This is a genomic window from Vulcanisaeta sp. JCM 14467, from assembly GCF_001316245.1.
Lineage (GTDB): Archaea > Thermoproteota > Thermoprotei > Thermoproteales > Thermocladiaceae > Vulcanisaeta.
On record NZ_BBDM01000002.1, the window covers coordinates 151436 to 172692 of the forward strand.

The following is a 21257-nucleotide window of genomic DNA, read 5'->3' on the forward strand; positions in this document are numbered from 1 at the left end:
TGCTAGTTGGCTTAGTGCTGCGTTATTCGCGTAGTATGGCGATAATCAATTTTATATACCCTACTTTATATATAAATTTATAAAAATGAGGACTGACTGATAACAATTTGATTCACTTCGGCTCTAAAGCACATAAAAGGAACCTGAGTATTCTTAATTTTGTTTATGTCATTGTTCATCACCTCATGTTATAATTAATTTACAGACCTTCTGCGAAATGTTACTGATAAAATAATCCATGCAACACCAATAGCGATTGTAATTATAATAATACGCAGCATTATTTCTAAGCTTGTTGTTTATTTTTTTGTTTTTATTAGTATGTGGTATCCGAGCGGCATTAATTTTAGGTTGTCGTCTAGTAGAGTCATTGCCCTGAGCCTATTGATCTCCCAATTGATGGTTTCCTCACTCACGCCGGTTTGTTCAGCGATCTCCTTCACATTAATACCCGATCTCGCACTCTCCAGTATTCGCAGCTCAAGTTGATTAAGTTGAAGGTCTACGAGACCCTTATCCATTAGGCCAATAAACCTTCTCTGAACCTCAAGAACATCGACACCAGCCTCCCTGGCGATCTGCTCAAGGGAAGCACCAGCTAAACCTCTCAAGAATAAGGCGATCCAAACCAGAAAGAGAAGACACACTAATACTAGGCGATGAGACGTACGAAGAGAAATTAACATTAGATTTTGTCACGCCATATCTAGATTGCACCGCAAAATTAGCGAGGATACCCTGTTTAATTATTGTATTAATTATTCCTCCTGCACCTACATAAGCCATAAGTAAGGCAACACTTACCACAAACGCGGCACTATACACCACCATGTTTATAAGGGACGAAAAACTACTATATAAATGTAATCGTAGATCTACTGTTATCATAATAAGTGGAATAAATAGACCAGCACCATATACGAATAAGATCACACTAGAGACCTTAAGTATTCTATTCCTAAATATACGCCCCAGATCATTAAACATAAGCCCTAAAGACAAAAGAAGAATAATAACTCCTATAATACCCATAAATATTGCTCCTATTAGGAACTGTGTCTCAAGTAATTTAAACCCTGTATCACTAAGGAACAAAGCCATTATTGATATTACATAAAACGCAGCAATTGGTAATAATAATGAATCCTCTATATAATTTATATCCTTATAATATTTTCCTTTAGGAAGCATACGAGATAATCGACTATGAAGCGCCATTATTGATATATATCCTAAAACGGCTCCCGTACCAATTAAAAGATCAAGTGCGGGATTTGTTATAAGATAATAGGACTCGTATTGTATAATTGGTTCATTAGCAGCGAAGAAGGGTATCAAAATTATTAAATTAGATATAATAATCTCTAACATATTGTCACGAATCGCATTAAATACGTTTAATGAAGATAAGGTACGTCTATCCATATTATTAAAAATACTCATGTGCCTCCTCCTATACGTCCCTCTCCCCAAAACCGCCCCATAACTAATGAATAAAACAATAGTTAAAACTAGTGGTAAAAAAATATTCTAGTAAAGCATTATTACTTATACCTGTAGGCGAAATATACTGATTACCCAATCTTGCCAAAAAAACTTGCCAAAAAAATATGGAAGCAGAAGCAGAGAAAGTCCAATGAAAGCAACTAGTATTAGTCCTGCCCATCCTCCGCCCATCCTACCCGCAACATAACCACTTATTATTAATATTATTGGTACAATCATTAATGAAAATATAATAGAATAAGGAACCATTACAGGAAGAATAATAAATAACGCAAATAACATGGATAGTATAAGTGTAACTAACCCAAAGAGGAAGCCAAGAACTATATCTTTAGCTTTTCCCATCACTTCATCATCAAATTAGAGCTTTTAAAGCGTTATGGTCATAATATTTTTATAAAAATTAACAAAATACATTAAAGCTAAACTTCTCAATATTAATGATAAATGGCTAAGGTATAAACCTAGCTGAAGTTGAATTTGACGAGCGTCGTGCTACGTTAAATCTAGCCCCTCCTCCTCATGCCCTTAATAATTATTACAGCGGCTATTATGATTGCTAAAGCGATTATTTCCAGCGATATAATTGTGGTATATATGCCCCCCATAGATGAAGTCGAAGTAGATTGAGTATTAACATGCGTAACAGTAACTGGCGGGGTTATTTGTATCTGCTCAAAACTAATGGTTTGTGTAACATTGGAGTTGGTTACTGTGACTGACCCTGAGGATGGCGATGCCGTATAGCCAGGTACGGAGCCGACGGTGTAGGAAAATGTACCAGCAGGTACTTCAAATGTTACCTCATTTGTCGTTGAAGTCTTCGTGACACCATTCAGTGTTACAGACCAGGCAGTTCCAGATGGTAAACCTTGCTCAATGAATGTAACGAGGTATGGCTTGATTATAATAGTGCTACTGATAGAATTGGGTTGTCCCTCAATATTTGTAAGGGTGATGGGTGAACTAATAAGGTTAATTTTTCCTACCAGAGGTATATCTAAGTATAAGGCACTTATTTCTATTGTATAACTAATGTCGCTTAAAGTTATTGTGATCGTTCCATTGGGTACGTTTTCTGCAGTTATTGTAATTGGAATGGTGGTTGGTTGATTAAATGTTATTTGTTCATTAATGGGATTCGCAACATCTCCCGTCACAGTCAACACTCCACTTACATAAGTCGTATAATCCATATAAAGTGGGATAGGAACTCCCGTTGCTACTGCAGTAAGAGAAGCAAGCGAGACGCTGTACGTTCCTAAGGCATTTATATTATTTGAAAAAGTACCTCCATTAATCCCAACACCCATAATTGTTATACTCGGAATGGAAACCGATATCTGCATTTGTGATCCTGAGAGCGTTATACCGAGGTTCTCTGTTTGATTAGGGAATATCACCCCGCTTGGGATCTCAATTACTGGGCTATAGGTAATGCTAAGAGTACTACTAGCACTTATTACGCCAGGAATGTTTATTGTGAATGGAGCGTTTATATTGAAGGTGATCTCTTCCTGAGGATCAGTGAGGTACTGGGGTTGTTGTGCATAGCTTTGTAATGGTGCGTATGTATAATTTTGTTGATCTTGTAAATAGGTGGAGCCAGTGGTATTGGCACTGCTTTGAGCCAGTGTCATTATTGATAATATTAATGTGACTATTATGATTGCGGCTATGAGACTTACCCTTAGTGTCTTAGCTGCACGGTAAGACATAGTTAACTTATAGATACTTATACGTTTTTAAGTTTTTTCCAAAATGGAGGATAAGAAAAAGCTTAATGCCAATGCAGTTTAATCATTTATTCATTTAACGAATCATCATGCTTTGTCTTCCTGTCCCTTGTTTTCTTCTTGTTCTTTGTTTTGTTCTTCCTCCTTTGGTTTTACGACTGTTGATTCGTTGTTTTGTTTTGTTGTTTCTTCTCCCTGCCTTACTACTGTTTCTGCCTGCCTTACCCTTGTCCCCTCATCGAGTGGCTTTACGGGTAGTTCCTCGCTTGGTTGTGCGTAGACCCTGGTCCCGTCCTCCGCAACTCCCCTAACCACGGTGCCCGACTCACCACCTCCACCCCTGATTATTGTCGTTGTCCTCCTAATTATGATTGTCGTGAAGTACCTAACCCTATCCCTATAGACAACCCCAAGGCCGAGGAGTGCAACGCCGGCTCCCAACCCAATCACGTTAACCATGTTGTAAACCCAGACAAGCTCTATCGTGGCTGGTCCGCTCACTGTTAGGCTCACTAGGCCTGTGGATACAGTACTCGAGCCAGTGCTTGTTCGTATCACTGCATGGCTGTAGGTCAGTGGTATAATTGGGTTTGAACCATTGGGCCTGTAATCAAGGGCGTTTATGCTCAGGTTACCACCCTCATCAACCCAGTAGGTGCCTACGGTGTTATTCCTTAAGCCGCCTAGTCCGGTGATTACGTCCTCAACAATGACCTGGTACTGCATAACCCACTGGGCTGTGCAGGTGATTGGTGAGTTCACGGTTATTGTCGTGGTTGATGGTGGGTAACCGCAGGACCAGCCCTGGAAGGAGAGCCTGGAGCCATTGTTGTAGTTAATGAACTGCGGTATTGAGGGTAGGCTCACGGTGGAGCCCTCATTAAACCAACACTCACGGACTTGCCAGTCACGGGTCAGTAATCGATACGTAGTACTGCTCAACATAGTAGGCAGTCAACGTAGTCGGACCACTAACAGTGACCGTAACCGTGTTGGAGGAACCAAGCCCATTAGACCAATAACCAAACACAAAACGCACACCACTACCCGCACTCACAGTACTAGGAACAGAGACAACATACGTGCCTGGGGCTACCCATAGGCTATTGGTTTCCTGCCCGTTAATGCTGGCTACGGCATTAACTGGTGTGCCACTCATGGTGACTAGGTTTATGACAAGCTCGGTTAGTACCGTGACATTAATCTCGAAAGTGTCCGTATAGACATTGTTTGTGTACGGCCATGAGTATGTTAGGTCTAGGGTTATGACGCCGTTCCCAGCGGTGTTGGGTGTTAGATAGAGCGTTACCGTTAACTCACCACCACTACTTACCTGTGTTGTTGATAGAGAAACATCAATATTTGGCGCTATATTTGATGTTGCGGTCGCGGTGATATCACTTGCTGTGTAGCCCGTATTTCGTAGAACTATGGTTATTGTGTTTTGCTCGTTCTCATCGAGAGTTGTAGTGCTGACGCTAACGATCGTGAATGGGCCGGGTCTACTCGGTAATACGGTAACACTTACTGATGATGAGCCATCTAAGTATCCATCACCGTATACGTAGACCGTTACCGTATCACTAACGGGACCACTAGGCGTCTCCACGTATATCGGCACATTGACTGTGGCCTCGCTCTGGCTGGTACCGTGACTTGCATTGACTGTGCACTGATTAGTCCGGCGCTATCGCTGACCTCCACGGTGTATGTATAGGATATGTAGCCCGTATTTTCTATACTAACTATAAGTGTGTAGGTGTTATTGCCGATTAGCGTGGTTTCCTCCTGGTTATTGTTGTTGACTATGTATGGCGAGCTCACGATCTTGGCTGGTGGATGATCTTCCTCAATGTAGCTTGCACTACCGGTTACGCATTCGGAGGTGATGGCGTTATTAACAATTAGGCATGCGGTAACGTATGCCGTATATGTTTGGCCATTGTAAATTGGCGGCACAATCTCCAGCGCCCCATAATATATATAACCGCCCTCAACCTCACCCTGATAAAGTGTTTCAGTACCAGGCGGCCCACTTAATGTTACGGTTAAATAAACCGGTTGTCCCTGAAATACCTGGGCGAGATTTATGACTATATAGAATTCCTCACCCTTATAGAACACTGATTGCAGCTGAAAGTTTGTGTTTGTGAAATAGACTAATTGATTTGAGATTGGAGGTACTGGAGCAGGATTAAGCGCGTATGCCGATACTGATGTAATAAATACTACAAGTAATATAACACCAATTGTTATTTTTAGGAAATGTTTAAGTTGCATTTGCTTTTCACCCACCAGTGTATACTTGGGTTGACTCTTCTGTTATGAATCTTAGGTCTAGTACTCCTGCCGGGCTTATTGTGTCTCCGTTCTTGAGTTCCTGCGGTCCCTTGCCCTTTATTTCCTTGCCGTTGAGTAGTGTCCCGTTTGTGCTGTTTAGATCCTCCACATACCACTTATTGCCCCTTAGGAATATCCTGAAGTGGCCGCCGCGTTCCTCCCTACTTATCATCTGGAGGGCCTCGGGTGGGACGCCGTATCTCTCAAAGGTTTCCCTGCCGAAGACCTTCACGACATCGGTAACGGGTATTTCATTACCATTCGGTAGCCTTAATCGGTAAAGCACAACGCCAACCTTCGTTGCTGCTTCTCTTTTCTCTGCGACAACGGTTGGCCCTGACACTGATGGGCGTGGTGTTGGTGGTGCTGTGACTTGCAGTGGCGGTGGTTGTGCTCGAGCTGTCTGACTTTGGCCGCTTGGTTTTCTTAGGTACATTACCGCGCCTATTGCTGCTATAATTATTACTACGGCTAGTATTATTGATATTAATAATGGTGATATTGGGGATGGTGATGGAGGTGGTGATGATGTACCAATAGTCACCTCAAAGGATGCCGATCCGCTTCGTCCTGTGGTTGGGTTTGATATTGTGACTATTATTGTCCAAGTACCGGTGGGTGTTGTGTCGCTTATTGGGTTTATTAGTGGTAGATATGAACTTTGATAATCATTTAATGTTAATGAACCTGAGTACAGCGTTTCTACAGCACCACTTGGTGTCTCTCCAGTCACTACAACATTAACGTTGCAGTTAGCTGACGTTTGTGATTGCAGCCTAAGGGTTACGTAGAGTGATTCGCCAACATTAAATGTAGACTTGGGAGTTCCGCTTGGGCCGGATGGGTAGATGACTATGGGTCCGCAACCAACATCAACTGATGATTGAGCTACCTGAGCCATTAGGATTGTTGGCAATATTAGCGTAATTATGATGAATGTGACCGCGAGACTCACCTTAAATACCTTGATTTTATGGTAAGCCATAACCAGCCCGTTTAAGTATTTATCAAACATTTTTTTAAGCTTTTTTTCCTAAAAATGAAGGAAGAACATCATAAAATAAATGAATAAGCAATTATTTACTTGTAGAATTAAAGATATATTAGAATTTATAATCTCTACAATAAACCGTTATTATGTTATCTTAAGAATATTTAAATATGCTATTTATCAAAATTAAACAATTAAATTAAACATAAACATCATGTAGTTTATTTCATCTGCTCACAGCCTTATTAATAAATCTTATAGTTCATCTCCTGCGGTTCTCCACTCATCCTCCGCCGTAATGCAGTTTACGCCGTAGTCCCTGCAAAGCTTCATTATTGAGTTTAGGGTCTTGACCCACCAGTCCCTGGTCACTGGTATATGGGGCTTAACCTCCTGCTCATGAACCTAATTACCGCTGGTCTTGGTCTGAACCTGTCGATTATTACCTGGGAGTTTATCTCCTTGGCTAGGCGTATTATTGGTTCGTAGTCCTCCCTCTTATCGTTTACGCCGGGTATCACTGGGCCTAGGAATATCCAGGTCTCAACACCGAGGCTGGCTATCTTCCTGAGCGCAGATGCCCTTGCCATTGGGTGTGCGGCCATGGGCTCTATGGCCCTGTACGTGTCCCTCATTGTGGTTATTGTGAAGCCCACGTCAATCGCGCTACCGCACTTACCAATCACGTCAACATCCCTAACAATTAATGCAGACTTGGTCTGTATGCTGACGTGGTAACCAGCATTGCACAATACCTCGATTGCCCTCCTGGTTAGTTTATACCTTGACTCCACTGGTTGGTATGGGTCTGTTATCGTGGATATACCGACAATACCGGGCTTAAACCTCCTTATGTCTCTGAACAGGGCTTGTATTAGGTTTACCTTGACGTAAACCACCTCACCCCACCTCTCGCTTGGCTCACCCCTCGTGAAGTCCATGGCATAGCAGTAAATACACCCGTGTTGGCAGCCTAGGTATGGGTTTAGGGCGTAGTCGTACTCGGGCAGGCCTGACTGGATAGTGCGGTCTTGACCCTTATCTCCCTAACGATGATATTACCGAGCCTAACCACACTACTCATGGGTTCCCGCCCAACCAATTAACTAGGCTTGATTGTCTCGTGAGGACCCTAATCACGTAGGACCTGGACACCCAGGCGCTTATTGGTAGTTTCAGGAAGCCAGCAACATACTTTAGCGCGTCTCTTAAGTCGTAGAACCTCTCGTACTGGCCATTAAGCATGGCCCTAACATTCTCCCTAACCCACCAAACACCAATGGGTAGGTTAAAGCCCGGGTAAATCTCACGCCACAGTATTGCCGCGGCCTGCCTACGCATGGCTCTCAACACCTCGAGAACCGCTATCCTAGCCGCATAGTAGCAGCCGCCTATTGATGGGTAGTCATCACGGCCCCAGTAACCCTCATAATCAAGCTCAAGGACCACGTCACCACCCCAAACATTCCACGTGGAACCAGGCCACCAGGCCTCGGCCCACTCATAGAGCCAGGTGTGCGGTGCTAGTATTGTCACGAAGGTGTTATCCCTCACGCTCCTCACGTAGACCCTATACTCACTTATTAATGGGTAGTCACGAACCTCACCGAGGAGTTTATCAGAGACCTGCTTATCAACTGCGGTTATGGACCACCTGGTGGGCACGAGCCTCCTCCTCTTCCCAACGCCCAGGGCACCAACACTTAATAATCTTGATATTTGGTGAACATCAATGCCATGGTCGTATAAGGTCCAGATTGCCTCCGTGGCGTTCAGGTCAGTGTCGCTGTATACTTTCTCGATTATCCTAGGCGGTGGCGGTAGTGAATCTATCCGTAGTCTCTGTAGTGGTGCTGATGGTCCGAAGGGTGGGGAGTGCTCATCAAGTACGTACCTACCGCTAACCGGTTTCTCAAGTACTAGCTCGGAATCCACGGGCCCACTCGATAGGGCCATGGCCTGTATCTCATGGAGGATCCTGGGTGGGTTCCTGGCATCCTCAACCCTAACCCTCACTGAGCCCCTAATCAACGATAACCTACTCGATATGAAGTCCTCGAGTCTCATGCCTAGCCAGGTCTTGGGATCCTCAAGCTTACTTGTGTCTCCATGTATCGGTGGCGTTGCTGGGTAGACATTAACCTTGGGATAACCAATTCGCCCAATGAATACACTTGGTGGCGATGAACCATCGATCTGCTCCCTATTAGCCACGCTCCTTAGTGTGTATTTTGCACGTAATTCGGCAAGGACTGGGCAGTAGGATAATCCGCATAGGTTGTACTCTCCCCTGCACCTAATGCACAATGCTGGGTTAATCCTCACTACAATTATGCAGTACCACTAGGCGTTATATAGGCATTTCGATTAACCACCCTGAGTAGGAACCCTTAAAAGACCCTTCGTGATCTTTCGTAAAGCCTATGAGGAGGTTTAGGTGGGCTTATGAGGTGTGGTAGGGAGGTATTGGTTGCCAGTGGGTTTGGTTACTTCGTTGAGTTGATTAGGAGGTGTGTCGTTAATGATGGTGTGCCCATCATCCACGTGGAGCCCAGGGTTGTTGGTGTTTGGAGGATGGTGAATTAATGGAGCTTAGCTATGATTGGAGGGCGTCGCTCATTGATTATGAGTATGGCGTAGTAACCATAATAGTTAGGAGTAGGTCCATTGAAACGGTAATTAGGGTTAAGGGCAACAGGATAATCGATGCATTTACAATGGAGGTTAACTAGCTCATTCAGGCGGTATCTCCCTAAATAGTATATTAATGTCAATATTCTCCCTCCTCAACCTATACAGCCTAACCAAGTAGTAAATAGCAACGCCCACCGCGAATAATGCCGCGAAGAACCCAATTATGTAGGTGTTGATTGAGGGCACGAATAGGTAGGCCATTGGGTCTGTAACCTCCTCATAGGCTATCCACGCGAATAATCCCGTGGTGTAAATACCCAGTGCCACGGTCTTAATTGACCTAGTCTTATGCCAAGTGCTATGGCGGTTATCGTTATTATCATGAAGTACATGAGTATTGTGACTAGGGTGCTCACGTCCATGGTAGCTGATAATAGCGGCACTACGCTAAAGTTGTAGAGGTACATTATTACTAGGGTTATGACTAGGTCAGTCACGTGGGCCATGATTGGCGTGTGGGTCCTCGAGCTTACGTAGCTAGGGCCGATGGTAATACCCTATCGAAGGATAATGCCAGTAAGTACCTGGCTATTTGGATGACTAGTACTGAGACGACGTTTACGTACCAGGTAAATGAGCCAATAGCCACAAGCCACTGGAGCACTGGGTTTCTGAGCGCCATGATGAGGAGGGCTTGTGGGTATGGTGGCGGTAAGGTACTCGGCCAGGTAACGCCACTTACTAACCCGTAGTATATGGCGAATAGCCATTCAGCCTATTAATGCCGAGCGACGACGTAGTAACCCAAATACCCAGTGCCAGGAATATGGCGCTTATGGCGTATGTTCCATATATGGCTATGGGCATTGCGCTACCCCGCCTAACCTCACCGCCGACGGACAGGATGAAGTTCACGAATGGGAATACGTAGGCTAAATACGGTATTAGGTATATAGTGTCTAGCACAGTGCCGTTGCTCGGTAAGCTTCCTGTCACAGTGCTTGCCTGGTTCAGTAGGTTGGGCGCTGTGGTGTTTATGACCTTGATTATTTGTGGCGTGTATAGGTATAGCAGTATTATTGTCACTATGAACGTTATTATGCCGAGGAGGGATATTGCCGAGGCCAGGTATGTACCTGCCCTCGAGGATGCAATATTGATTAGTATGAATACTGCGAATATTACTGAGCTGCCAGGAATATCGCCAGTGGATTGCTCATTAACGAGTTGGCTAGGGATATGAGGCCCTGCGCGTGGTTTGATAGGCCGATTGCCAATAGTGCTGGTGCTAACCCAGTAATTAGGCCTAGGCTTATTAGTACGGCGTTGAAGAACATTTGATCTACCACGAACATGAACATAGTTGCGAAGCCTATGGATGGGCCTAGGTTCCTTGTTATGAATATGTAGTCACTGGCTGTCCTGTAGTACGTGACGCCAACCCTATTGAGTAGTATGGTCAGTGGTAGGAATAGTAGGGCAGCCAATGCAATGGCTGTTAGTGGGTTTCCTCTTGGGAAGTTGAACATACTCGATACCAACAGTATGAAGCTTGATTGAAAGGCTATGAAGGCGGTGTTCATGAGTAGGGCTGTCCAGGGACCAATCTCCCTAACAAGGCCCGTGGACTCCCTGAGGAAGAGTCCCTGCCCTTTCACGTTCATCGTCCTGCACCAGGCGTTCTTAAATTCCTTTCCATAGTGACGAAATCATACACAATAAATTGCATTACTGGTTACTTCGTTGAATATTCCTTAATAATCTGTAGTAATTCGCCATGATGTTTCTCATCATCGGATATCCCCTTAAGAAGCTTAACAATTAGTTTTGAGATGGATCGATGTTTGGCATCAGTCTTTGTGCTAGTTATTGGTAGGTAGCTCCTGAGTAGGAAGCTGTAAATCCTAACGGCATTATCCTCATAATTCTCCAACTCGCCCAACTTCTCAATCACCACATTTGCGGCATTAAAATGAACCTTCTCCATGGAACTGAAATAATCTATTAACGACCTGGCATGGGTTATAGCCTCCTCAATACTACCCTCCAGCGAAATAAGAGTCTCGGCATCAAAGACCTTCCTGGGTGGCATTCACGAATTAGTTCCTTCAGTGTAATTAGGATGTAATTGTGCATTGCCGATTCAATGCTTATTTTCCTCATTATAGTGCTAATGAATGCCTCATTCGTACCTGAGGCAGCAATGCCGTAAAGGATCGCTAAGTATCTCTCAAGCTCGCTCATCATATCAATTAACCTCAATAAATGATCATTAGTATTGCTGCTACTACGCATTATTATTCACCACGGCTATTCCAGTAAGGGTATAATTTATTTTTTTCTTCCTTGATGCACGATATCATGAAAGTTATTATAATCGGTGGAGGAGCCGCAGGGATGAGCGCTGCATCCAGAATTAAGAGATTGAAACGTGATGCTGAGGTTATAGTCTTTGAGAGAACTGGCATTGTAAGTCACGCACCTGCGGCATACCATATTACCTAGAGGCTTATTTGATAATTATGAATTATTCATGCATTACACGCCGGACTACTTCAGGAAGGAGAGAGGTATTGACGTCAGGACCAATGAGACGGTTGTTGAGGTTGATTGGAATTACGTGGTCACGGACAGGGGAAGTAAGGTGGAGTGGGATTATCTAGTACTCGCCACGGGCGCTAGCCCGGTAATACCAAACATACCGATTGAGGGTAATAACGTGTTTGTCATTCACCACCCGGCGGATGCGGTAAGGCTTAGGGAGATCCTTGAGTCAATGAGCACAGTGAGTATCATCGGCACTGGGTATATTGGGCTTGAGGTTGCTGAGGCGCTTAGGTTTAGGGGTAAGGATGTCATCATGATAGGTAGATCCAGTTATCCACTGCGTAAGTCGCTTGATGAGGACGTGGGTAGGATAATTACGAACGAGCTGATTAAGTACGGAGTGAAACTACGACTTAATGAGAGAGTGCTCGAAATTAATAATCGGGGCAATAAGCAGGTAATTATTACGGATGGTGGTAAATACGTGGTTGACGCCGTAATAATAGCAACTGGCATAAAGCCAAACATTGAACTGGCGAGGCAGCTCGGGCTTCGAATTGGTGAGACGGGCGCCGTGTGGTTGATGAGCACATGAGGACGAGTGCCGAGAACATGTATGCCGCCGGCGACGTGGCGGAGACGAGGAACTTAATAACGGGCAAGCCCTACTGGCACCCCTTCGGCACTACAGCTAATAAGATGGGGTTCGTAGCAGGCAGCAATATCGCCGGCAAACCAATGATATTCCCGGGTGTTGTGGGTACATCAATGACCAGGTTCATGAACCTATACATTGCGAGTACAGGCTTAACAACACAGGATGCTTTAAGACATGGTTTCAGGGCTAGGAGTGCCATGATAACGGCTAGGACAAGGGCTAGGTACTACCCAGGCGGTGGTTACGTGACGATAAAGTTAATAGTGGATGAGAATAGCATGAGGATCATTGGCGCCCAGGTACTCGGTGATGACGGATCCTACGTACTTGGCAAAATCGACACACTAGCCGCATTAATGGCAAGGGGCGCCACCGTGGAGGATCTATTCATGAGCGACCTAGCCTACCTACGCCGTAACCCAGGTCTGGGATCCACTTATCATCGCTGCGAGGCAATTCCTTAGGGGGTAATTTTTAATTATTCATTTTTATTCATTTATATTTAAAGAAATTTATATGTTTATGATTAAATGCTGATATTTTTAATGAACATACATATGTCTATTTACGCGAAATGATATGCCGCGTCGCTATATAAATTTCCGAATAATTCAATATTTCCTTTGATGGTGAACCAACCCATACTTGGGGCACCAACTGATGTTAGGGTTGTGACTGCGGTCGGTGTCTTGGCCCACCTAGCAATGGCGTCAAGCTTCCTAGGCACAATACTACTGGCCGTGGTTGCTGAATACCTATACATAAGGAGTCGCAGCCCGTTTTGGTATAATACGGCTAGGACCTTCTCGGTAATATCGACAATATTCTTCGGTGTGGGTGCTGCCTTTGGCACGCTGGTTGAGTTTGGCCTGGTCACTCTGTGGAGTAACTTCATCTCCCTTATTGGTGAGGCAATTGTACTGCCCTTCTACCTAGAGCTATTCGCGTTTTTTAACTGAGGTAATAATACTACCGCTCTATGTATTCACATGGAATAAAATTAAGAACCAGGTTCTCCATTGGATAATAGGTATTGCTGCAGCATTTGGGGGCTATTACAGCGCCTATAACATATTGGCAGTCATGGCATCACTTAGCATGAGACCGCCAGGTCTCGAGGTGGTAAACCTATACCAAGCCACTGGGCAGAATGTGGTTGGCTTGACGGATTACGTCGTTAAGTGGGCTTCGCCAACTGATGCGTGGAATATGTTTTGGTGGGGTGCCAATGTCTTCATATTCCACGGCATATTGGCTGTGGTCATACTGACCTGGTCGATAATAGCCGCCATATACCTATACTTCTACATACGTGATAGGAAGCCTGAGAGACTCATGATGCTTAAGATCCTGGTACCAACCGTGGCTATATTAACAGCAATACAGGGCTTCGTACTTGGGCATCTCCAGGGCGAGCTTGTACTGCAGGATGACCCACTTAAGTTGGCGGCTCTCGAGGGCATGTTCTGGAGCGGCCTCAGGGTTGATCCGTTAACTAGCTTCCTGGCCTATGGCACGTTCAACCATGCCTTCTGGGGTTATTTCAGCTGGCCGGCGTATGAGAGGCCACCAGCCTTTGTGTTTGTCTTCTACTGGGTCTTCATGGTCATATTCGGCATATTGCTCGGCGTCTGGAGTGGTGCATTATCGCTTTGGTACCTATTCCCGGGCTTCTTCGGTCGCTTTGGCTGGGCTAAGACCTTGGCTAACTTCTTTGAGAGGAGTGGTGTTTACTTAATGCCCTTCTTTGCAGCCTTCGCGTCAATTGGGGGTGCCGTTGCTGCCGAGTCTGGTAGGTATCCATTTATATTGGTTCAGGCAGATCCAAACCCAAGCGGTGGCCCGCCAATAATCACTGGCGTGCCTGTTGGACCGGTGGCTTGCTTAATCCAACGCTTTACTTCCCAGTTTGGCTTGCGGTGCTTGTGCTCATTGTTGAGATAGCCATGCCGTCGCTAGCTGTTTACATGGTTTACCTATACCTAAAGAGGGCACCTAGGCATGAGGAGACAGAAGTAAGGACGGTTGAGTACTGAGGTGGTGGGCATGGTCTCAGCAATAGACATAACGGTGGGCTTGATTGCCTGGGCCTTCTCTGTACACCTACCCTTGGTCTACACAGTGCTTGGTCTTGGCTGGATATTACCAACGCTTGAGTTCATTGGTTATAAGCGTAATAAACAGGTATATATCGACCTAGCCCATAACATGGCCAACTACCTAATCACGGTATACGCCATTGGCGGGTTATTCGGCACGATAATAACGGTCTTCCTAGCCGGGTTACTGCCGATATTCACGAACATAGCCGGAGCCCTACTATGGCCCGTTTGGGGAATCGCCATAGTGTTCGGCGTCGCCATAGCCCTACCATTCATAGGCTTCTACTACAGGGGCTTCGGTAGGATTAGCCCAATGAAGCACGTAGCCATTGGCTATGGGATGGCCATTGCCCTAACGGTCATACCAGCCATGTTTAGGCTCGTCTTCGCCTTCATAAACTACCCAGCCGGCGTCGAGGTATTTAAGAGCAGCACATCCATAGTCGGCTTCACACTAGGCATTAACTGGGGTGAGGTATTCCTAAACCCAACATATGCACCGCTGTTCCTAGCCACGCTCTTTGGGGCCATTGCCATGTCCGGCATACTCATAAACTCAATATTTGGCTGGAGGTACGCTGTTGACAAGAGTGAGTACAGGATCACGGGCTATAGGATCAGCAACTGGATAAGCCTAATATTCGGCGTGCTCTACGCCATATTCGCCGCGCTCTACCTATACGAGGTCTACCTATACTCACCAACCGTTGCCTGGTCAATATTCGGAAAACCACCTACATACTTACCACCGGCGCTCCACGCCGTTTACCAACCAACAATGATACTGACCAGCATCTTTTACATGGACATAGCCCTAGGCCTATTATTATTCATACTCATAACCCTATCCTTCAAGTTCATCAACAGGCCAATCTCCGCGTTAAAGTTCGTGTTGGTGTTACTCCTAATGGTTAGTGCTGAGGTAATGAATGGCTTGGCGCACCTACCCTACGCAATAGTACCGCCGTTGCCTGCAGTGCCGGTTCTCGTTAAGGCCTACGGCCTTCAGTTCACGCTCAATGTGGCTAATACCCTAAAAGTCTCCACACTACTAACGCCTGAGCTAAACGCCCTTCTGCAACTTGTGGCTGCCCAGCCTGGGTTAATCTATGGAAGTCTCGTGGTATTTGCCTTCTTCAACGCATTGCTGCTCTACGTGATTTACGCTGCCCTCTCCTGGAAGTGGGTCCCACCTGGACTCAGGGTTGAGAAGCAGTAATAGTACCCACTATCCTCCTTATTAAAATAATAATTAGATTCCTCACATTCCTCGACACAGCCACTGTAATACCGAAATAAATGACTAGGGTTATTAACGAGACAATAATTACCTGGATCAGCGAAATGATAATACTCGGGTAAAGCGTGAACCTCACTGTACGTACAATGAGCGATAAAACGATTATTGATAATAATGATGGTAATGCATAATCCAGTATTAACGCCCTGCCATTAAATAATGATTTAAGATTACCAAGCTTAACGAACCTAAAACTCAACGCGACTATGTTAGCGAGTAATGAGGACACCAATGCGCCAATTACGGCATAATATACAAATCCCAAGCCTTTGAATAGTAGGATTAGTGGTATCATTGTTGATAAGTAAACAATGGTGAATGCAAGTTCGGCTAGGTGAGTATGTAGGATAAGACTCCTTAGATAAACACCAGGTCTTATTTCACGGGCATTCTCAATATCCCTCTTATCAATACCCTGCATTACATTACTAATGAATTGATTAACATTACCCAGAACACTATTTATGGCAAGGATAACTACAGGTAACACCAATAAACCGATCTCATCCTTCATGCTCGGCCTAATGAGTTTACGTAAACCCCGGGAAAGAACGCCAGCGCCAATGCCACGTACGTGGTTATTAAGAGTACGATTAAGAAATCCCTATAGATTATCCCCAACCTCCCACGTTCAAGGAGTTCCCCGTAGGTTACATTGACGAGGGTACCACTATAACCGAAGGGCTTGCTGAGTATGAAGATCACGTACCAAATACCAAGCTGGGCATAGCCGAAGAGCCCTATGAACATGGCATCGAGGGACCTGAAGGAATTAATGGCATAACCCATTAATGGTACCCAGGACGCGCTAAGGACCTCCCTCAGGTATCTACGTGTATCATAAACATGAACATTATACCTCAGTGAATATATGAAGGCATATAGTGATGGAATAAACACTATGAAGAATGTTGACCACAGAATAACCTCTATGGTCCATCCAAGGACCATTATCACTGGTATGGCAACGAACTTAGTAATTGATTGAATAATGGACGTTATAACGAACCTACCCTATCCTTAACCATTAATACTGAGTTCGTTATGGACTGGAGGTATGACGTTATCTCCGAGAGCACGGCTATGATGAGGACCAGCCAGGCGTAAGGCCCATCTTAGACCAAACACCCGCTAGGTAGGCTACGGTTAGGACCAGCGTCACAAGGTAGAAGATTGATGACACGTTTATTGCAGCCATCATATTTAATCCATTATCCCTAGCCGTCAACCTTGGGTAGGCAAAGCTTATCAGTGCCGTTGGTAGAACTGAGAACCCTATTGTTGCATTTAATAGTGATAGTAAGCCAAGGCCTGCCGTTGGTATTTTCCTCGTGATGGCGATGTTATACGTAAAACTACTCAGTAGGGTCAGTAATGATGCTAAGATCGCCATCGACCTTATGCCCCTCCTCATTAACGTCGAATCTCCGTATTGATTACTAATTTAAAAATTCCTCACCGTCGATCCACCACGTTATTTTAATCAATAATCTTTTCTATCACGAAATCGAAACAAGCAACGCAATGCTAATATTGATTCATGGATCGTTGGGGCTTGATTACTTAATCCATAATGTACTGCCGAGCAATGATTGGGTAATAACCATGCTCTGCCCAGGTAATGGCAATGACGTTGGTATAGACGTGGATTTAAGCCCAGGGATTGTAGCTAGGCTCGCAATAATGTGGGGCAGGATACTCGACCTTAGGGATGATGACCTAAGGCTATTGATTGATTCATTTACTAATTCGTCAAGGCTTCATGAGGCCGTGAACTATATAATCGAGACTTACCAGGACTATAATGCATCAAGGCTTTACTACTTCATGAAGCTAATGAACATGCTCAACGTATGGAGGCCACCAGGCAGGGGCTGCATAAATACTCCACTCATCGAACCAATCAAATCCCTGGTAACCACCGTCGTACTGGCTTACTACGCGTCCAACGGTATTAAGGGCTCTGCAATACTAGCGACCGACTTTACTGATGAGATTAAGGACTCATTGCAGGAGGTGAGGGGTCTCGGTAATATCTATGTTGTGACTAATCACTTACCACGTGATCTCGGCATATTCGACGAATTAGTCATAACCTCGACCTCAATACCCCAGGAAATATTCGGTAAATTAATTAAGGTGAGCGGTGGCGTGGGTTCCGAAGTATTGATGACGAGGCTTGGATTAAGCGTTGTGAGGAATAATTTCGAGCTAGGCAGGGAGGTACTGAATGATGTTGACCTGGAGATTCTTAGGACTGTTAATGAGCTAGGCTTCACGACAATGGCATCGTTAATAGACATGATAACTCAATCGACCGCGGTGACTAGGAATGACGTTATTAAGGAGTTAATTAAGCTATCAAACATGAACCTGGTTAAAATTAGGTACCTAAGTGATGGTAGAGCCATAGTCACGCCAACCGTGGCCGGTCTTAAATTATTAGTGACTAAATAAATTCTGTTACTATTAAATATAACTTATTTACTTCATTATTGATGACGGGAGCCTATAGAGAAGAATTTATTAACTAGGTAAATCCCACTATGCGATGCCACCCAAGTGGTACTGGCCAATAGACCCAAGCAGCGTTCCTAAAATAGTTGTTGAACCACCTGGTCCAAAGGCCCAGGAGATAATAAAGATGGACGAATCACTAATAATGCAGTCCTTCGGACGGTGGTACCCACTGGTTATTCGGCGAGGCTATGGGCCGGTTGTTGAGGATGTTGATGGCAACCTATACATTGACTTCAACGCTGGTATTGCCGTGATGAATGTCGGGCATAGCCATCCACGGGTTGTGGAGGCTATTAAGCGGCAGGCCGAGTTATTCACGCACTACAGCATGACCGACTTCTACTATGAATTAATCGTTAAGCACGCATCAATGCTCAAGGACATAGTCCCAATAAGCGGTGATAAGAGGGTATTCTACACAAACTCGGGCACGGAGTCCATAGAGGGGGCCATGAAGATCACCCGCGGACACTTCAGGAATCAGAGACCATACATAATAGCCTTCCTAGGCGCATTCCATGGCAGGACTTACGGCTCTATGGCGCTGACAGCCAGCAAGCCAATACAGAGGTTCGGCTTCAACCCAATGCTACCCAACGTAATACACATACCCTACCCATACCCATACAGGTGCCCATTCGGGAAGAACCTAACGGAGGAGGAGTGTGGTGAGGCTGTCCTTGGTTACCTGGAGGATTGGATATTCGGTAAGATGGTTGACCCGAGTGAAGTTTCGGCAATATTCTTTGAACCAATACAGGGCGAGGGCGGTTACGTGGTACCACCGAGGAACTTCTTCCCAGGCCTTAGGAAGATCGCTGATAAGTACGGAATACTACTCGTTGATGATGAGGTACAGGCAGGCTTTGGCAGGACTGGTAAGTGGTTCGCAATTGAGCATTGGGGTGTTGAGCCGGACATAATAACCATGGCCAAGGCGATAGCTGCTGGGCTGCCATTGGGTGCTATTGTTGGTAGGGCTGGCGTAATGGACTTGCCGAGAGGATCCCACGCAAATACCTTCGGCGGTAACCCAGTGGCTTTAGCGGCTGGTATTGAGGTGATCAACATAATAAATGATGAGGACCTAATGGTCAACGCCCAGAGGGTTGGTGAGTACATCAAGAAGAGGTTCATGGAGGAGATGGATAGGGTCGAGTTGATAGGTGATGTGCGTGGGCTCGGGCTAATGATAGGGGTTGAGCTTGTTAAGAGCAAGAAAACTAAGGAGTACGCAACCAAGGAGATTGAGCAGGTGCTCTACGAGTCCTTTAAGAGAGGTGTTGCCGTGATAAGTGCCGGTAAGTCAACGATTAGGATTGCACCGCCGCTAAACATACCCATGGAACTTGCCGAGAAGGCCGTGGACATATTAATTGATGTTATTAAGAAGGTTGATAGGGAACGCGTTAAGTAAGGGCCTAATTAATCAGTGCATCCTTCAAAACCTCCTTTTCCTCCTCAAGGTACCACTCCAGCACGTAATCATGCTTATCGGCGTAATTCCTGGCATACTCAAAGGCATTCCTCCAGTCATTATCCTCATAAACCACCCTCCAACCCTCCTCAATTAGGGCAAGGTCCTCAGGCTTACCACTAACTAGGATTCTACCCATCTTCCTGTTCACGAGGACTTTATACCTGCCAGTCATCATATCACGTATACGTGTACAGGTTAAAAAGTCCTATCAGGTTTTTATTTAAAGAGTACACTGAAACTTTCACTGAACTTACGTAGAATCCACGTTATGGATCCTCATTACCATTAATATCACCACTCGAATAAGGCAAACTCCTAAATAACCATTGACTATGACGACTGATTACTATGAATACATGACTTACTTACATAATTCATAACAGAAATTACTGATGATATCTATGTACTTAAAGATGTCATCTGGGAAGATTAGCAGGTAAGTAACGTCACCAAGTCTCTCCCTAACCCTGAGAAAGGCTTGAAACACAGCACCACTACTAAGCCCCACGAGTAAGCCTGTACTCCTCGCCACGGCAATAACGCCCCTAACAGCCTCCTCAAGAGTCACGTCTACCACCTCATCAACAACCTCATGAACCCACCTGGTACCAGCCTCAAGCCTCTTTATGCCAGGTATTGCGCTACCCGCCGCGGGCTCAACACCAACCACGTAAACATCACCAAACTCATCCCTAAGCCTCCTGGCAATACCAGTTATGTGACCACCAGTACCCACACCGGCCACTAGGACCCTCGGCACCTTACCAACACTCCTGAACTGCCTAACGATTTCCTCACCAGTCACGTCGTAATGACCCATGGGATTGTTAAGGTTCTCAAATTGATTAAGGTTAATAGCACCACTCCTCTCAGCCTCCCTGCCAACCCAACGCCAAAACTCCTCATCAATCCTATCCCTATCAACCTTAACAACCTCAGCACCCAAAACCCTAAGGATTACCTCGGTAGTCTCCGGTAGGTACTTAGTGACGTATGCCCTGTACCTAAAGCCGTAAATATTCGCCAGAGCAGCCAGAGAGATCGCTACATTGCCTGAGGAGGCTTCAAATACGTAACGGCCATGTAAGTCACCGTTTAAATACTTACGTAGTAAGAATTGCACAGTCCTATCCTTAATACTCCTACTGAGCGGATTGAAGAACTCCAGCTTCACCCAAACATCGCCGAAGCAGTCAAGCCTTACCAGTGGTGTTGGGTAGAAGTTGCTTATGAAGTCTGACACACTATGGAAAACATTGTCTTTATTATTCCCTGCAAATACCAACACCCATCATACCAAGGCATTGAGCATGCAGGGACTTAATAAGGATTATTCCAGAATTCATTGTTGAGGAATGGGTTATTGATTATGAGGAGGGATGTTCGTAATCCCCGCGGTTCGTCCGTCCACATTCATCGGGGGCCGCACAGGCCCTCTCTGGG

At 45.1% G+C, this 21257-nt stretch carries 29 protein-coding genes and 1 pseudogene; 9 read left to right on the forward strand and 21 right to left on the reverse strand.

Annotated features, from left to right (window positions below; translation table 11 throughout):
- Positions 1-299 precede the first annotated feature (299 nt).
- The 10 genes from JCM14467_RS02890 to JCM14467_RS02935 form a co-directional block, all read right to left on the reverse strand.
- Entirely contained in the window at positions 300-611 is a 312-nt protein-coding gene (locus JCM14467_RS02890) for an HTH domain-containing protein (protein WP_054849083.1), read from the reverse strand.
- Entirely contained in the window at positions 583-1425 is an 843-nt protein-coding gene (locus JCM14467_RS02895; protein ID WP_252900516.1) for a hypothetical protein, read from the reverse strand. The genes JCM14467_RS02890 and JCM14467_RS02895 overlap by 29 nt, the downstream gene beginning before the upstream one ends.
- Positions 1426-1548: 123 nt before the next feature.
- On the reverse strand, positions 1549-1851 hold the full coding sequence (locus JCM14467_RS02900; RefSeq protein ID WP_054849085.1) for a hypothetical protein: 303 nt from the start codon (positions 1849-1851) through the stop codon (positions 1549-1551).
- Between the two features lie 161 nt (positions 1852-2012).
- Entirely contained in the window at positions 2013-3224 is a 1212-nt protein-coding gene (locus tag JCM14467_RS02905) for a hypothetical protein (RefSeq protein WP_054849086.1), read from the reverse strand.
- A 105-nt stretch (positions 3225-3329) separates the two neighbouring features.
- Entirely contained in the window at positions 3330-4109 is a 780-nt protein-coding gene (locus tag JCM14467_RS02910; RefSeq protein WP_054849087.1) for a hypothetical protein, read from the reverse strand.
- A gap of 40 nt (positions 4110-4149) precedes the next feature.
- A complete protein-coding gene (locus JCM14467_RS02915) occupies positions 4150-4863 on the reverse strand; it encodes a hypothetical protein (protein ID WP_252900517.1) in 714 nt (237 codons plus the stop codon).
- A complete protein-coding gene (locus JCM14467_RS02920) occupies positions 4815-5366 on the reverse strand; it encodes a hypothetical protein (protein ID WP_054849089.1) in 552 nt (183 codons plus the stop codon). The genes JCM14467_RS02915 and JCM14467_RS02920 overlap by 49 nt, the downstream gene beginning before the upstream one ends.
- 163 nt (positions 5367-5529) lie before the next feature.
- Entirely contained in the window at positions 5530-6597 is a 1068-nt protein-coding gene (locus JCM14467_RS02925) for an FHA domain-containing protein (RefSeq protein WP_054849090.1), read from the reverse strand.
- A 344-nt stretch (positions 6598-6941) separates the two neighbouring features.
- A complete protein-coding gene (locus tag JCM14467_RS02930) occupies positions 6942-7514 on the reverse strand; it encodes an SPL family radical SAM protein (RefSeq protein ID WP_342765447.1) in 573 nt (190 codons plus the stop codon).
- 139 nt (positions 7515-7653) lie between these two features.
- Positions 7654-8898 (reverse strand): Nre family DNA repair protein, encoded by a 1245-nt coding sequence (locus tag JCM14467_RS02935; protein WP_054849091.1) that lies wholly within the window; start codon positions 8896-8898, stop codon positions 7654-7656.
- Between the two features lie 120 nt (positions 8899-9018).
- Here JCM14467_RS02935 and JCM14467_RS15220 point away from each other — a divergent pair, with 120 nt between their 5' ends.
- Both JCM14467_RS15220 and JCM14467_RS15225 read left to right on the forward strand, forming a co-directional pair.
- Positions 9019-9159, forward strand: a complete 141-nt coding sequence (locus tag JCM14467_RS15220) for a hypothetical protein (RefSeq protein ID WP_252900518.1) — start codon at positions 9019-9021, stop codon at positions 9157-9159.
- Complete coding sequence (locus tag JCM14467_RS15225; protein ID WP_252900519.1) at positions 9141-9305, forward strand: hypothetical protein; 165 nt, start codon at positions 9141-9143, stop codon at positions 9303-9305. The genes JCM14467_RS15220 and JCM14467_RS15225 overlap by 19 nt, the downstream gene beginning before the upstream one ends.
- Position 9306: 1 nt before the next feature.
- Here JCM14467_RS15225 and JCM14467_RS15230 read toward each other — a convergent pair whose 3' ends face one another.
- Together JCM14467_RS15230 and JCM14467_RS15235 are read right to left on the reverse strand one after the other, a co-directional pair.
- Positions 9307-9534 carry a hypothetical protein gene (locus tag JCM14467_RS15230; protein WP_252900520.1) on the reverse strand — a complete coding sequence of 76 codons (228 nt, stop codon included), beginning with the start codon at positions 9532-9534 and terminating at the stop codon, positions 9307-9309.
- Positions 9492-9704, reverse strand: a complete 213-nt coding sequence (locus tag JCM14467_RS15235; RefSeq protein WP_252900521.1) for a hypothetical protein — start codon at positions 9702-9704, stop codon at positions 9492-9494. Before JCM14467_RS15235 ends, JCM14467_RS15230 begins: the two co-directional genes overlap by 43 nt.
- Here JCM14467_RS15235 and JCM14467_RS15240 point away from each other — a divergent pair, their 5' ends adjacent.
- The gene (locus JCM14467_RS15240) at positions 9705-9959 is read left to right on the forward strand and encodes a hypothetical protein (protein WP_252900522.1); all 255 of its coding nucleotides are present in this window, start codon (positions 9705-9707) and stop codon (positions 9957-9959) included.
- Here JCM14467_RS15240 and JCM14467_RS15245 read toward each other — a convergent pair.
- The 4 genes from JCM14467_RS15245 to JCM14467_RS15260 form a co-directional block, all read right to left on the reverse strand.
- Complete coding sequence (locus JCM14467_RS15245) at positions 9949-10293, reverse strand: hypothetical protein (RefSeq protein ID WP_252900523.1); 345 nt, start codon at positions 10291-10293, stop codon at positions 9949-9951. The two genes, JCM14467_RS15240 and JCM14467_RS15245, sit on opposite strands and share 11 nt — an antisense overlap.
- A 95-nt stretch (positions 10294-10388) precedes the next feature.
- Positions 10389-10871, reverse strand: coding sequence for a hypothetical protein (locus JCM14467_RS15250; RefSeq protein ID WP_252900524.1), 483 nt, complete (start codon positions 10869-10871; stop codon positions 10389-10391).
- Between the two features lie 71 nt (positions 10872-10942).
- Positions 10943-11299 carry a hypothetical protein gene (locus JCM14467_RS15255; RefSeq protein WP_252900525.1) on the reverse strand — a complete coding sequence of 119 codons (357 nt, stop codon included), beginning with the start codon at positions 11297-11299 and terminating at the stop codon, positions 10943-10945.
- Positions 11230-11502, reverse strand: a complete 273-nt coding sequence (locus JCM14467_RS15260; protein WP_252900526.1) for a hypothetical protein — start codon at positions 11500-11502, stop codon at positions 11230-11232. Before JCM14467_RS15260 ends, JCM14467_RS15255 begins: the two co-directional genes overlap by 70 nt.
- A gap of 66 nt (positions 11503-11568) precedes the next feature.
- Between JCM14467_RS15260 and JCM14467_RS19765 the strand changes: the two are divergent.
- From JCM14467_RS19765 to JCM14467_RS02960, 4 genes and pseudogenes are all read left to right on the forward strand, one after another.
- Positions 11569-12883, forward strand: a pseudogene (locus JCM14467_RS19765) (FAD-dependent oxidoreductase).
- A gap of 158 nt (positions 12884-13041) precedes the next feature.
- The gene (locus JCM14467_RS15280; protein ID WP_252900530.1) at positions 13042-13371 is read left to right on the forward strand and encodes a cytochrome ubiquinol oxidase subunit I; all 330 of its coding nucleotides are present in this window, start codon (positions 13042-13044) and stop codon (positions 13369-13371) included.
- Between the two features lie 40 nt (positions 13372-13411).
- Positions 13412-14356 (forward strand): cytochrome ubiquinol oxidase subunit I, encoded by a 945-nt coding sequence (locus tag JCM14467_RS02955; protein WP_252900614.1) that lies wholly within the window; start codon positions 13412-13414, stop codon positions 14354-14356.
- A gap of 102 nt (positions 14357-14458) precedes the next feature.
- Positions 14459-15733: a cytochrome ubiquinol oxidase subunit I gene (locus JCM14467_RS02960; protein WP_054849196.1), complete on the forward strand. Its 1275-nt coding sequence runs from the start codon at positions 14459-14461 to the stop codon at positions 15731-15733.
- On the opposite strand, the gene JCM14467_RS02965 is transcribed toward JCM14467_RS02960, so the two are convergent.
- From JCM14467_RS02965 to JCM14467_RS02975, 3 genes are all read right to left on the reverse strand, one after another.
- Positions 15714-16328, reverse strand: coding sequence for a hypothetical protein (locus JCM14467_RS02965; protein ID WP_054849092.1), 615 nt, complete (start codon positions 16326-16328; stop codon positions 15714-15716). The two genes, JCM14467_RS02960 and JCM14467_RS02965, sit on opposite strands and share 20 nt — an antisense overlap.
- On the reverse strand, positions 16325-16765 hold the full coding sequence (locus JCM14467_RS02970) for a hypothetical protein (protein WP_252900531.1): 441 nt from the start codon (positions 16763-16765) through the stop codon (positions 16325-16327). Before JCM14467_RS02970 ends, JCM14467_RS02965 begins: the two co-directional genes overlap by 4 nt.
- A gap of 130 nt (positions 16766-16895) precedes the next feature.
- Complete coding sequence (locus JCM14467_RS02975; RefSeq protein WP_054849094.1) at positions 16896-17228, reverse strand: hypothetical protein; 333 nt, start codon at positions 17226-17228, stop codon at positions 16896-16898.
- Positions 17229-17338: 110 nt separating this feature from the next.
- On the opposite strand from JCM14467_RS02975, the gene JCM14467_RS02980 reads away from it, so the two are divergent.
- Together JCM14467_RS02980 and JCM14467_RS02985 are read left to right on the forward strand one after the other, a co-directional pair.
- Positions 17339-18271 carry a hypothetical protein gene (locus JCM14467_RS02980; protein WP_054849095.1) on the forward strand — a complete coding sequence of 311 codons (933 nt, stop codon included), beginning with the start codon at positions 17339-17341 and terminating at the stop codon, positions 18269-18271.
- 94 nt (positions 18272-18365) lie between these two features.
- The gene (locus tag JCM14467_RS02985) at positions 18366-19751 is read left to right on the forward strand and encodes an acetyl ornithine aminotransferase family protein (protein ID WP_054849096.1); all 1386 of its coding nucleotides are present in this window, start codon (positions 18366-18368) and stop codon (positions 19749-19751) included.
- A 4-nt stretch (positions 19752-19755) separates the two neighbouring features.
- On the opposite strand, the gene JCM14467_RS02990 is transcribed toward JCM14467_RS02985, so the two are convergent.
- Together JCM14467_RS02990 and JCM14467_RS02995 are read right to left on the reverse strand one after the other, a co-directional pair.
- A complete protein-coding gene (locus JCM14467_RS02990; protein ID WP_054849097.1) occupies positions 19756-19989 on the reverse strand; it encodes a hypothetical protein in 234 nt (77 codons plus the stop codon).
- 186 nt (positions 19990-20175) lie between these two features.
- A complete protein-coding gene (locus JCM14467_RS02995) occupies positions 20176-21102 on the reverse strand; it encodes a PLP-dependent cysteine synthase family protein (protein ID WP_342765448.1) in 927 nt (308 codons plus the stop codon).
- Positions 21103-21257 lie beyond the last annotated feature (155 nt).

Bases quoted from the DNA above. Each gene is read 5' to 3' on its own strand.
- JCM14467_RS02895 (WP_252900516.1), bottom strand. From the start codon at position 1,425: ATGGATAGACGTACCTTATCTTCATTAAACGTATTTAATGCGATTCGT.
- JCM14467_RS02900 (WP_054849085.1), bottom strand. From the start codon at position 1,851: ATGGGAAAAGCTAAAGATATAGTTCTTGGCTTCCTCTTTGGGTTAGTT.
- JCM14467_RS02905 (WP_054849086.1), bottom strand. From the start codon at position 3,224: ATGTCTTACCGTGCAGCTAAGACACTAAGGGTAAGTCTCATAGCCGCA.
- JCM14467_RS02925 (WP_054849090.1), bottom strand. From the start codon at position 6,597: ATGTTTGATAAATACTTAAACGGGCTGGTTATGGCTTACCATAAAATC.
- JCM14467_RS02930 (WP_342765447.1), bottom strand. From the start codon at position 7,514: ATGGACTTCACGAGGGGTGAGCCAAGCGAGAGGTGGGGTGAGGTGGTT.
- JCM14467_RS15220 (WP_252900518.1), top strand. From the start codon at position 9,019: ATGAGGTGTGGTAGGGAGGTATTGGTTGCCAGTGGGTTTGGTTACTTC.
- JCM14467_RS15250 (WP_252900524.1), bottom strand. From the start codon at position 10,871: ATGAACGTGAAAGGGCAGGGACTCTTCCTCAGGGAGTCCACGGGCCTT.
- JCM14467_RS15255 (WP_252900525.1), bottom strand. From the start codon at position 11,299: ATGCCACCCAGGAAGGTCTTTGATGCCGAGACTCTTATTTCGCTGGAG.
- JCM14467_RS15260 (WP_252900526.1), bottom strand. From the start codon at position 11,502: ATGCGTAGTAGCAGCAATACTAATGATCATTTATTGAGGTTAATTGAT.
- JCM14467_RS02960 (WP_054849196.1), top strand. From the start codon at position 14,459: ATGGTCTCAGCAATAGACATAACGGTGGGCTTGATTGCCTGGGCCTTC.
- JCM14467_RS02965 (WP_054849092.1), bottom strand. From the start codon at position 16,328: ATGAAGGATGAGATCGGTTTATTGGTGTTACCTGTAGTTATCCTTGCC.
- JCM14467_RS02970 (WP_252900531.1), bottom strand. From the start codon at position 16,765: ATGGTCCTTGGATGGACCATAGAGGTTATTCTGTGGTCAACATTCTTC.
- JCM14467_RS02975 (WP_054849094.1), bottom strand. From the start codon at position 17,228: ATGAGGAGGGGCATAAGGTCGATGGCGATCTTAGCATCATTACTGACC.
- JCM14467_RS02980 (WP_054849095.1), top strand. From the start codon at position 17,339: ATGCTAATATTGATTCATGGATCGTTGGGGCTTGATTACTTAATCCAT.
- JCM14467_RS02985 (WP_054849096.1), top strand. From the start codon at position 18,366: ATGCCACCCAAGTGGTACTGGCCAATAGACCCAAGCAGCGTTCCTAAA.
- JCM14467_RS02990 (WP_054849097.1), bottom strand. From the start codon at position 19,989: ATGATGACTGGCAGGTATAAAGTCCTCGTGAACAGGAAGATGGGTAGA.